The following is a 10,573-nucleotide window of genomic DNA, read 5'->3' as shown; positions in this document are numbered from 1 at the left end:
TCCGTCGGCGCCGCCGCGACCTCCCAGGCGCAGCTGGCGGCGCTGTTCGACGCGATCGTGGCGATCAGCTCGGACCTGGACCTGCCGGAGGTGCTCGAGCGCATCGTCGAGGCCGCCTGCCGGCTCGTCGACGCGCGGTACGGCGCACTGGGCGTGCCCAGCGCCGACGGGGAGCGGCTCGCCGAGTTCGTCACCCACGGCGTGACGCCGCAGGAGCGCGCGGCCATCGGTGCTCCGCCCCGCGGCCACGGCATCCTCGGGCTGCTCATCACCGACCCGAAGCCGTTGCGCCTGAAGGACATCGGGGCGCACGAGAAGTCCTCCGGCTTCCCGCCGAACCATCCCCCGATGACCACGTTCGTAGGGGTCCCGGTGCGGATCCGCGACGAGGTCTTCGGCAACCTCTACCTGACCGAGAAACGTGGCGGTGCGCAGTTCACGGCGGCCGACGAGTCGATGCTCGTCACCCTGGCCGCCGCCGCCGGGGTGGCGATCAAGAACGCCGGGCTGTACGAGCGGGCCGAGCGTCAGGCGGAGTGGACGGCGACGGTGGCCCGCTTCAGCCGGGTCCTGCTGCAGTCCGACGACGACGGCCCCGCACTTGCCGGCCTGGTCGCGGACGTGCGTGCCCTGTCCGCCGCGAGCGCCGCCGCGGTGCTGCTCTCGGAGGACGGCGCCCTATGGCTCGGCGCGAGCACGGCAGCGGGGGCGGACGGGCCGCTCGAGCCCGAGATCTGGGAGTCTGCCTGGTACCTGCCCGAGCCGACACTCGTCGACGACAGGCTCGCGCCGCCGCCGTGGTGCGCGCCCGCCAGGGCGGTGCTGGACGTCGACGACGAGGCCGACCTGCTCGTCGTGCCGGTCGTGGTCGGTGACGTACGGATGGGCTTCCTGCTGATCGCCTGGTCGCGGGACCCTGCGCGCACCGGCAGCGCCGACGTGGGCGGCGCGGTGCTGGGCGACGCGGTGGTGCGCGACGCGGCGGTGCTCGACGCGCTGCGCGACTTCTCCCGGCAGGCCGGGCTGGCGCTCGCCGCCGCCCAGGGCCGCCGGAACCGGTCGACGATGGCGCTGCTCGAGGACCGCGAGCGGATCGCCCGCGACATGCACGACCACGTCATCCAGCGGTTGTTCGCCACTGGACTGTCGCTGCAGTCGGCGATGCCGCTGACGATCCACCCGGTGGTGCGCGAGCGGGTGCTCGAGGCCGTCGACGACCTCGACACGGCCATCAAGGACATCCGCCACACCATCTTCGAGCTGCACCGCGCAGGGACCGGTTCGGGCGACATGAGCGACGCCGTGGCCGAGCTGCACGCGGTGACGCTGGACTACCTCGACGCCCTGGGCTTCGCACCCGAGCTGACCGTCGAGGGGCGGATCGACGCGCTCGGCGGCGACCTGCGGCGCGACGTCGTCGCGGTGCTGCGTGAGGGGCTGGCGAACGCGGCGCGGCACGCGCACGCCTCCCGGGTGCGGGCCCGGGTGACGGTCGGCTCGCACGTGACCGTGCAGGTGCAGGATGACGGCGTCGGCCTGTCGCGCGACGCGCTCCGCAGCGGGCTGGCGAACCTGGCCCACCGGGCCGGCCAGCGCGGCGGGGCGCTCGAGGTGGTCGGCCAGCCCGGGGAGGGTACGACGCTGACCTGGCGGGTCCCCCGCCCGTCCCGCTGACGCGTCGACCTCGCCGTTCTCGAGCGGGCTGCTGCGCCCGGTCCCGCGGTTGGGGACCTAGGTCCCTTGCCGCTCCGGTGGCAGTCGGGGAGGGTCGAGCTGCGGGCACGATCGAGGAGGAGTCATGCAGACGGTTTCCGGCACCGACCAGGTGGTTGTCGGGTTCGACGGTTCACCAGCGGCCGAGTCGGCGGTCGAGTGGGCCGCCCAGCACGCGAAGCGTCGCGGGGTCGGCCTGAAGGTCGTCGCGGCGGTCCCCTGGCAGTACAACGGGATCGGGATCAACGCGGCCCTGCCGTTCCACCCGCGCGAGCTGGCCGAGGAGCTGGCCGAGGACGGGCACAAACGGGCCCTGAAGATCCTCGACGAGACCCAGGTGGAGGTCGTCGGAGTCGCCGCCAACGCGGCCGACGCGCTCGTGCAGGCGTCCGAGTCCGCCGGTCTGGTGGTCGTGGGCCACCCGAGCCGCTCCCGGGTGGGGCAGATCTTCATCGGCTCGGTGGTCTACGGCGTGGTCGCCCACGCGAAGTGCCATGTGGCCGTCGTCCCCGACGGTGAGGTGGTGCTCCCCGGCGTGCGCCACTCGGTCATGGTCGGGGTGGACGGGTCGGACGCGGCGCTCAAGGCGGTCGACATCGCCGCCGACGAGGCACACCGCTGGGGCGCCCCGCTCGAGATCGTGCAGACCTGGGTGCTCTCGTCCATGACCGTCTGGGGCGAGGGCGTGTCCGGCACGTCGATGATCGACGGGGAGGCCAGGTTCTTCGGCAAGCAGGCCCGCGAGTCCGTCGCCCGGGCCACGGCGGAGGCCAAGATGCGCCACGCGGACCTGACGGTGGACACGCTCGTCTACGAGGAGCACCCGGCCCGGGCCCTCGTCGACGCCGCGCAGAAGGCCGGCCTGCTCGTCGTCGGCAGCCGGGGCCTCGGCGGGTTCGAACGCCTGCTGCTCGGCTCCGTGAGCCGCTACGTCATCCAGCACGCGACCGTCCCGGTGCTCGTCGTGAGACGGTGAGCACATGCCGGTCACGGTGTACCTGCTCGATGACCACGAGATCGTCCGGCGCGGCCTGCGTGAGCTGCTCGAGTCCACCGGCGAGATCACCGTCATCGGCGAGTCCGGCCTCGCGCACGAGGCGGCCCGCAGGATCCCGGCGTTGCGGCCGGACGTGGCGATCTTCGACGTCCGGCTGCCGGACGGGTCGGGCATCGACGTCTGCCGAGAGGTCCGGTCGGTCGACCCGACGATCCGGGGCCTGGTCCTGACCTCCTTCGACGACGAGTCGGCCCTGGCGATGGCCGTGATGGCCGGGGCCCAGGGGTTCGTGCTGAAGGACATCAAGGGGGCCGGGCTCGTCGCGGCGATCCACCGGATCGCCGCGGGCGAGTGCCTGATCGACGAGGAGCAGCTGGCCCGGGTGCGGCAGGGCTGGACCCGCCACGAGGAGAACGACCCCCGGCTGCGCTCGCTGTCACCGCAGGAGCGGCGGATCCTCGACCTGATCGCCGCCGGGCTGACCAACCGGCAGATCGGCGAGGCCCTGTCGATCGCGGAGAAGACCGTGAAGAACTACGTCACCTCGATCCTCGGCAAGCTCGGGCTGGAGAGCCGCACCCAGGCGGCCGTCCTGGCGGCCACGCACGGGCGCGACCACCGGCACGAGGAGTGGTCGAGCCGGCGCTCGTACCGCTGAGCAACCCTGCCGGGGCAGCCTTCCGGTCAGGCCAGCAGCCCGGCGTCGCGCGCGAGTCGCGCCGCGTGGACCCGGTTCGTCGCGCCGAGCTTGCGCGCGGCGGACTTCAGGTAGGCCTTCACGGTCGTGGTGCGCAGCCCGAGCGCCTCCGCGGTGGCGCGGTTGGTCAGGCCGGAGGCGACGTGCCGAACCACCTCGTGTTCCCGCGGGGTCAGCGTGATCGACGGTATGCCGCTCGCCCGCGGTCGGGTCGTCGGGCCGGCACCGAGCAGCTGCGCGGTGAGGGCCTGGATCCGGGCACGCACGGCGGGGTCGGCGACCGCGGCGACGGCCTCGTCCAGCTCGGCGCGAAGGGCCGTGCGGGCCGGGTCCGGCCGCAGCGGTGTCCGGCTCCCGGCCGAGCGGGAACCGGCGTCCGGCCCGCCGGGAGCCAGTGCCCGCTCGACGGAGGAAGCAGCGAGCCGACGCCGCACGGTCCGCTCGACCAGGACGTCGCGCTCGACGGACCTGGCCACCGTGAGGGCCTGTTCGACGACGCGGCGGGTGAGGGCGACATCGGCCCGGCTGGCGACGTAGAGCAGCCCGCCGAGCGCGCCGCCCACGTGCACCGGCACGGCCAGCACGGTGGCGATCCGTTCGGGAGCGACCGCCTGGTCGTAGTCGTGGACGATCTCGGCGGAGTTGGCGTAGTCGTGGACCATGACCGGCCGGCCGAGGGCCAGCGCCTTGCCGCCGAGGCCCGACCCGGCGACCACGTGCAGGCCGAGCAGGGACCGGCCCAGGTTGCCCTCGAGGGCGCGGATCGCGATCGCCGGGCGGCTGCCCGGACCGGTCACGACCGGGCCGCCGAAGACCAGGTCCGCCCCGGACACGAGTCGCAGCTGCCGTGCGCCGCGCGCGAGACAGGACTCGAGCTGGTCGACCGTCCCGGCCTCGAGCGGGAGGCGATGCGTCAGGAGCGGGACAGTCACGACAACCACGTTAGGTGCCCGGCCGCGCTGCCGTCTGTGGCGCCGACCACCTCCGAAGGGAGGTATGCGTCACGGGGGGCACACCGCATACTTCTAGGCAACGTCGGCAAGCCGGCACCGCGCCCAGGAAGGAAACCCCGCCCATGACCCAGTCCACCGATGAGGTCGCCCGTTCCCTCGCCGAGTACGGCCAGCCCGACGCCTGCGCCGCCGAGCTGCTCTGCGACCGGCACCCGGAGGCGGCCGTCGCCTTCCGCGTCGTCGACCCGGACCTCTCGGTCACCGACCTGACCTTCGGCGAGCTGCGCCGTCGGTCGGAGCGGGCCGCGGCGGCCCTCGCCGGGCTGGGGGTGGGAGCCGGCGACGCGGTCGGCGTGCTGATGGGCAAGTCCCTCGACCTGCCGGAGATCCTGCTGGGCATCTGGCGCCTCGGTGCGGTGCACGTGCCGCTGTTCACCGCCTTCGCCGCACCCGCCATCGCGATGCGCCTGAACGGCAGCGGCGCCCGGGTCGTGGTCGCCGACGCGAACCAGGTCGGCAAGCTGTCGGAGGAGGGCACCGGGCAGCTCCAGGTCGTGCAGGTCGGCGGGGACCGGCCGGAGCGCGCCGGCTGGTCCCGCTACGCGGACCTCGTCGCCGACGCCGCCGACCGACCCGCGGTCGACGCGGCCCGCCTGGGCCCCGACGCCCCGCTCGTCGTGCTCTTCACGAGCGGCACCACGGGCGCGCCCAAGGGCGTGCCGGTGCCGATCCGCTCCCTCGCGGCGCTGACCCGCTACCTGATCGACGCCCTGGACGTCCGCGAGGAGGACATCTTCTGGAACGCCGCCGACCCCGGCTGGGCCTACGGCCTCTACTACGCGGTCCTGGCCCCGCTGGCCCTGGCCCGCACCAGCCTCCTGCTGCACTCGGGCTTCAGCCCGGAGCTGACCTGGCGCGTGCTGGACGAGCTCGGGGTGACCAACTTCGCCGGCGCGCCGACGATCTACCGGGCGCTGCGGGCCGACGCCGCCTCCGCCGGACGCTCCCACCCGCTGCGTCGTGCCTCGTCGGCCGGCGAGCCGCTCACCCCGGAGGTCGTGTCGTGGTCGACCGATGCCCTCGGCGTGGCGGTGCGCGACCAGTACGGCCAGACCGAGCACGGGATGGTCGCCGCCAACGCGTGGCGCGACGAGCTGCGCGAGGAGGTGCCGGTCGGCTCGATGGGTCGCGCCCTGCCCGGCTGGGCGCTCGGCGTCCTGCTCGAGGAGCAGGACGAGCCTGCCCCCGCCGGGACCGTCGGGCGCCTGGCGATCGACACGACCGCGAGCCCGCTCATGTGGTATTCCGGCTACCTGAACGCGCCGGAGAAGACGGCCGAGCGCTTCACCCCGGACGGTCGGTGGTACCTCACCGGCGACGCGGCGGCACAGGACGAGCAGGGCCGGATCTTCTTCTCCTCCCGGGACGACGACGTCATCATCATGGCGGGCTACCGGATCAGTCCCTTCGACGTCGAGAGCGTGCTGGTCACCCATGACGCCGTGGCCGAGGCGGCCGCGGTCGCGGCCCCCGACGAGCTGCGCGGCGAGGTGCTGGAGGCGCACGTCGTCCTGCGACCCGGGTACGAGGGGACGCCGGAGCTGGTCACCGAGCTGCAGCAGCGCGTCAAGACCCAGTTCGCCGCGCACGCCTACCCGCGCACGATCCACTTCGTGGACACGCTGCCCAAGACGCCGTCCGGCAAGATCCAGCGGTTCATCCTGCGCGAGCAGGCCCGCGCCCGCAGCACGAGCTGACCCGCTCGACCGGGGCCCGGTGCCCACTCGACGTGGAGGGGGACCGTCGAGTGGGTACCAGGCCCCGGTCGGGTAGGCGCGTCACCGCCCGCGGGCTCCCCAGCCGCCGGCCAGCGCCGCCCCGGCGATCTCGTCGGCGACCTGCTCGAGATCGTGCTCGAGCAGCCCGACCGTGACCCTGACGTGGTCGGTCTCCTCCGGCAGCACGGCGAACGGGCCACCGGGGGCGACGCCGATGCCGCGCGAGGCCAGGCGCACCAGCGCGGCGGCCTGGTCGGCCACGGGCACCCAGACGTTGATGCCGTCCGTCCCGCCGACGGGCACCCGCCGGGCGGTCAGCGCCGCGACGAAGGCGCGACGGCGCCGGGCGTACTCGGCTCGCGCCGCAGCCACCTCGGCCCGGCTCTCGTCGTCGGTGAGCAGGTGGTGCAGCACGCGCTGCAGCAGCCGGCTGCTCCAGCCCTGGCCGAGCTGGCGCAGCCGCCGCACCTCGCCGACGAGGTCCTCCGGGCCGCTGAGGGCCGCCAGCCGCAGGTCCGGACCGTAGGACTTGGAGAAGCTGCGCACGTGCACGGTCCGCCCCGGCAGGGTCGTGCCCAGGCTCACGTCGGCGGTGCCGGCGATCCCGTAAGTCGAGTCGTCCTCGACCACGACGGCCTCGCTCGCGCCGATGAGCGCGGCGAGCGCCCGGGCGCGGCCCGGCGTCATACTCACCCCGGTCGGGTTCTGCGCGCGCGGCTGCAGGAACACCGCCTGCGGGCCACCGCCCAGGGCTTCGGCCAGGGCATCCGGCACCATCCCCCCCTCGTCGAGGGGGACCCCGACCACCTCCACGCCGGCGGCCTCCAGCAGGTCGAGCAGCGGCGGGAACGCGGGATGCTCGACCACGACCCGATCGCCGAAGCGCAGGCCCACGCGGATGACGAGGTCCAGCGCGTCCATCGCCCCGTCGACGACGGCGATGGCGGGTGGCGGGTACGGCCACGACCCGACGAGCACCTCGGCCAGCTCGGGCAGCACGGGGTCGTCCAGGTAGCTGCGCGGTGTCCCGGCGGTGGTCACCGCGGCCAGGGCTCGGGCCAGCCCGGGAAGCAGCGCCTCGTCGGGCACGCCGGTGGACAGGTCGAGGGTGAGCTCGGTCTGGTGCTCGAGGGCGCGCTGGTAGCGCCCGTCGCGCGGGGTGGACGCACCGGCCACGACCGTGCCACGCCGCCCCTCCGTGCGCAGCGTGCCGGCCCGGGTCAGCAGACCCCAGGCCGAGCTGACCGTCGTGGGAGACAGCGTCAGCTCCCGCGCCACGTCACGGATCGGCGGCAGCCGGTCCCCGGAGCGCAGCACCTGCTCCCGGACGGCTCGGCTGACCGCCAGGGCCAGCCCCTTCGCGGTGGGCTCGGCCATCCGCTGCTCGATCTCGGAGACGACCTCGCGCAGCGTCATCCGCGCACCGGCAGTCTGAGACACCGGATCTTGTGACCCTGCACCCTGTGACACCACGCTCTGCGACCCGACACCCTGTGACCCGACACCCTGTGACCCTGCACTTTGTGACATGACAATCACTATATTGTATTGCGGTCGCTTGTTATATAGATTTCGGGCATGAGCACTCGTATCTCGCACTGGATCGCCGGCGCCCCCACCCCGGGCACGTCCGGCCGTACCTCACCCGTCTTCAACCCGGCGACCGGCACCGAGACCGGCCGCGTCGACCTCGCTTCGACCGCCGAGGTCGACGCTGCGGTGGCCGGCGCCGTCGAGGCCGCCCACGAGTGGCGCCGCTCCTCGCTCTCGCGCCGGGCCCACGTGCTGTTCGAGATGCGCCGGCTGCTGTCCGACCACGCCGACGAGCTGGCCACGATCGTGACCGCCGAGCACGGCAAGGTGCACGCCGACGCGCTCGGTGAGATCGCCCGCGGCCTCGAGAACGTCGAGTTCGCCGCCGGCGTGCCGCAGCTGCTCAAGGGCGGCTTCTCCGAGCAGGCCTCCACCGACGTCGACGTCTACAGCATCCGCCAGCCGCTCGGCGTCGTGGCCGGCATCACGCCGTTCAACTTCCCCGTCATGGTCCCGATGTGGATGTGCGCCAACGCGATCGCCTGCGGCAACGCGTTCGTCCTCAAGCCCAGCGAGAAGGACCCGTCCGCCGCCCTGTTCCTGGCCGACCTGTGGCGCCGGGCCGGCCTGCCCGACGGCGTGTTCACCGTGCTGCAGGGCGACAAGGAGGCGGTCGACGCGCTGCTGCACCACCCCGACGTCGCGGCGGTCAGCTTCGTCGGCTCGACCCCGATCGCCCGCTCGATCTACGAGACCGGCACGGCCCAGGGCAAGCGGGTCCAGGCGCTCGGCGGGGCCAAGAACCACGCCGTCGTGCTGCCGGACGCCGACCTCGACGTCGCCGCCGACGCCCTCGTCTCGGCCGCCTACGGCGCCGCCGGTGAGCGCTGTATGGCGCTGTCGGTGGCCGTCGCGGTCGGCGACGTCGCCCAGCCGCTCGTGGACGCCATCGCCACCCGCCTGCCCAAGCTCGTCGTCGGCGACGGCAGCAAGGCCGACACCGACATGGGCCCGCTGATCACCCGCGAGCACCGCGACAAGGTCGCCTCCTACATCGACGCCGGCGAGCAGGCCGGCGCGAGCGTCGTCGTCGACGGCCGGGCCGCCGACGTCCCGAAGGACGGCTTCTTCCTCGGCGCCACGCTGCTCGACCGGGTCACGCCCGAGATGACCTGCTACCGCGACGAGATCTTCGGCCCGGTCCTCGGCGTCGTCCGGGTCGACACCTACGCGCAGGCGGTCGAGCTGATCAACCGCAACCAGTTCGCCAACGGGACCGCGATCTTCACCCGCGACGGCGGCGCCGCCCGCGCCTTCCAGTTCGACGTCGAGGTCGGCATGGTCGGCATCAACGTGCCGATCCCGGTCCCGGTCGCGTACTACTCCTTCGGCGGCTGGAAGGCCTCGCTCTTCGGCGACACGCACATGTACGGTCCGGAGGGCATCAACTTCTACACCCGCGGCAAGGTCGTCACGTCGCGCTGGCCCGACCCGGCCACGTCGTCCATCGACCTCGGCTTCCCGACCACCCGATGACCACCATGACCGAGGCAACCATGACAGACACGAACATGACCGACACGACCACCAGCCTGCTGCCCACCCTCGACGAGGCCGGGGTGCGCGCGCTCGACCGGGCCCACGTCTTCCACTCCTGGTCGGCACAGGCCCTCATCGACCCCCTGCCCATCGCGGGCGCCGAGGGGAGCCACTTCTGGGACTACTCCGGCAAGCGGTACCTCGACTTCTCCTCACAGCTGGTCAACGTCAACATCGGCTACCAGCACCCGGCCATCGTGGCCGCCATCAAGGAGCAGGCCGACAAGCTCGTCACGATCGCGCCGGGCTACGCCAACGACGCCCGCTCGGAGGCCGCCCGGCTCATCGCCGAGGTCGCCCCCCAGGGCCTGAACAAGGTCTTCTTCACCAACGGCGGCGCCGAGGCCAACGAGAACGCCGTCCGGATGGCCCGGCTGCACACCGGCCGGCCGAAGGTGCTGGCCGCCTACCGCAGCTACCACGGCGCCACCGCGGGCGCGATCGCCCTCACCGGCGACCCGCGCCGGTGGGCCTCGGAGCCCGGCCAACCGGGGGTGGTGCACTACTGGGGCCCCTACCCCTACCGGTCGGCCTTCCACTCCGCGGACGCGGCGCAGGAGTGCGACCGGGCGTTGCAGCACCTGCGCGAGACGATCATGGTCGAGGGCCCGCAGACCGTCGCCGCGGTCATCCTCGAGACGGTCGTCGGCACCAACGGCATCCTGGTCCCGCCGGACGGCTACCTGGCCGGGGTCCGGCAGATCTGCGACGAACACGGCATCGTGCTGATCGCCGACGAGGTCATGGCCGGGTTCGCCCGGTGCGGCGAGTGGTTCGCGATCGACCACTGGGGTGTCGAGCCCGACCTGATCACCTTCGCCAAGGGGGTCAACTCCGGCTACGTGCCGCTGGGCGGGGTACTGATCTCCGACGCCATCGCGGCGACCTTCGCCGAGCGCGTCTACCCGGGCGGGCTGACCTACTCCGGCCACCCGCTCGCCTGCGCCTCCGCGGTCGCCTCGATCAACGTGATGCGCGACGAGAAGGTCGTCGAGCACGCCCGCGCCCTCGGCGAGGACGTCATCGGCCCCGGTCTGCGGACTCTCGCCGAGCGCCACCCGTCGGTGGGCGAGGTCCGTGGCCTCGGCGTGTTCTGGGCGGTCGAGCTGGTGCGCAGTCGCGAGACTCGCGAGCCGCTCGTGCCGTTCAACGCGACGGGCGCCGACGCCAGGCCGATGGCGGAGTTCGCCGCGGCGTGCAAGGAGCGGGGCCTCTGGCCGTTCGTCCACTTCAACCGGACCCACGTCGTGCCCCCGTGCACGACGAGCGCCGACGAGGTGCGCGAGGGCCTGGCGATCCTCGA

8 protein-coding genes are annotated in these 10,573 nt (G+C 73.4%); 6 read left to right on the top strand and 2 right to left on the bottom strand.

Going from position 1 to position 10,573, the window contains the following annotated elements; translation table 11 throughout:
• From WMI84_RS14075 to WMI84_RS14065, 3 genes are all read left to right on the top strand, one after another.
• On the top strand, window positions 1–1,674 hold a 1,674-nt coding region (locus tag WMI84_RS14075), incomplete at its 5' end, for a GAF domain-containing protein (protein WP_347354210.1).
• 124 nt (window positions 1,675–1,798) lie between these two features.
• A complete protein-coding gene (locus WMI84_RS14070; protein WP_347354208.1) occupies window positions 1,799–2,689 on the top strand; it encodes a universal stress protein in 891 nt (296 codons plus the stop codon).
• 4 nt (window positions 2,690–2,693) lie between these two features.
• Window positions 2,694–3,368: a response regulator transcription factor gene (locus WMI84_RS14065; RefSeq protein WP_347354206.1), complete on the top strand. Its 675-nt coding sequence runs from the start codon at window positions 2,694–2,696 to the stop codon at window positions 3,366–3,368.
• A 26-nt stretch (window positions 3,369–3,394) separates the two neighbouring features.
• Here the strand turns inward: WMI84_RS14065 and WMI84_RS14060 are convergent, their stop codons facing one another.
• Entirely contained in the window at window positions 3,395–4,339 is a 945-nt protein-coding gene (locus WMI84_RS14060) for a LuxR C-terminal-related transcriptional regulator (RefSeq protein ID WP_347354204.1), read from the bottom strand.
• Between the two features lie 143 nt (window positions 4,340–4,482).
• Between WMI84_RS14060 and WMI84_RS14055 the strand changes: the two genes are divergently transcribed.
• Complete coding sequence (locus WMI84_RS14055) at window positions 4,483–6,117, top strand: AMP-binding protein (protein ID WP_347354202.1); 1,635 nt, start codon at window positions 4,483–4,485, stop codon at window positions 6,115–6,117.
• A gap of 81 nt (window positions 6,118–6,198) precedes the next feature.
• On the opposite strand, the gene WMI84_RS14050 is transcribed toward WMI84_RS14055, so the two are convergent.
• Complete coding sequence (locus WMI84_RS14050) at window positions 6,199–7,578, bottom strand: aminotransferase class I/II-fold pyridoxal phosphate-dependent enzyme (RefSeq protein WP_347354200.1); 1,380 nt, start codon at window positions 7,576–7,578, stop codon at window positions 6,199–6,201.
• Between the two features lie 138 nt (window positions 7,579–7,716).
• Here WMI84_RS14050 and WMI84_RS14045 point away from each other — a divergent pair, with 138 nt between their 5' ends.
• Both WMI84_RS14045 and WMI84_RS14040 read left to right on the top strand, forming a co-directional pair.
• Entirely contained in the window at window positions 7,717–9,207 is a 1,491-nt protein-coding gene (locus WMI84_RS14045; RefSeq protein WP_347354198.1) for a CoA-acylating methylmalonate-semialdehyde dehydrogenase, read from the top strand.
• Window positions 9,208–9,242: 35 nt separating this feature from the next.
• Window positions 9,243–10,573: aspartate aminotransferase family protein (locus tag WMI84_RS14040; RefSeq protein WP_347354196.1), on the top strand; the 1,331-nt coding region annotated here is incomplete at its 3' end.

The sequence above is a fragment of the Intrasporangium sp. genome (assembly GCF_039812505.1).
GTDB lineage: Bacteria > Actinomycetota > Actinomycetes > Actinomycetales > Dermatophilaceae > Intrasporangium_A.
This window is presented reverse-complemented; position numbering and strand designations above follow the sequence as displayed.

Bases quoted from the DNA above. Each gene is read 5' to 3' on its own strand.
- WMI84_RS14070 (WP_347354208.1), top strand. From the start codon at position 1,799: ATGCAGACGGTTTCCGGCACCGACCAGGTGGTTGTCGGGTTCGACGGT.
- WMI84_RS14065 (WP_347354206.1), top strand. From the start codon at position 2,694: ATGCCGGTCACGGTGTACCTGCTCGATGACCACGAGATCGTCCGGCGC.
- WMI84_RS14055 (WP_347354202.1), top strand. From the start codon at position 4,483: ATGACCCAGTCCACCGATGAGGTCGCCCGTTCCCTCGCCGAGTACGGC.
- WMI84_RS14045 (WP_347354198.1), top strand. From the start codon at position 7,717: ATGAGCACTCGTATCTCGCACTGGATCGCCGGCGCCCCCACCCCGGGC.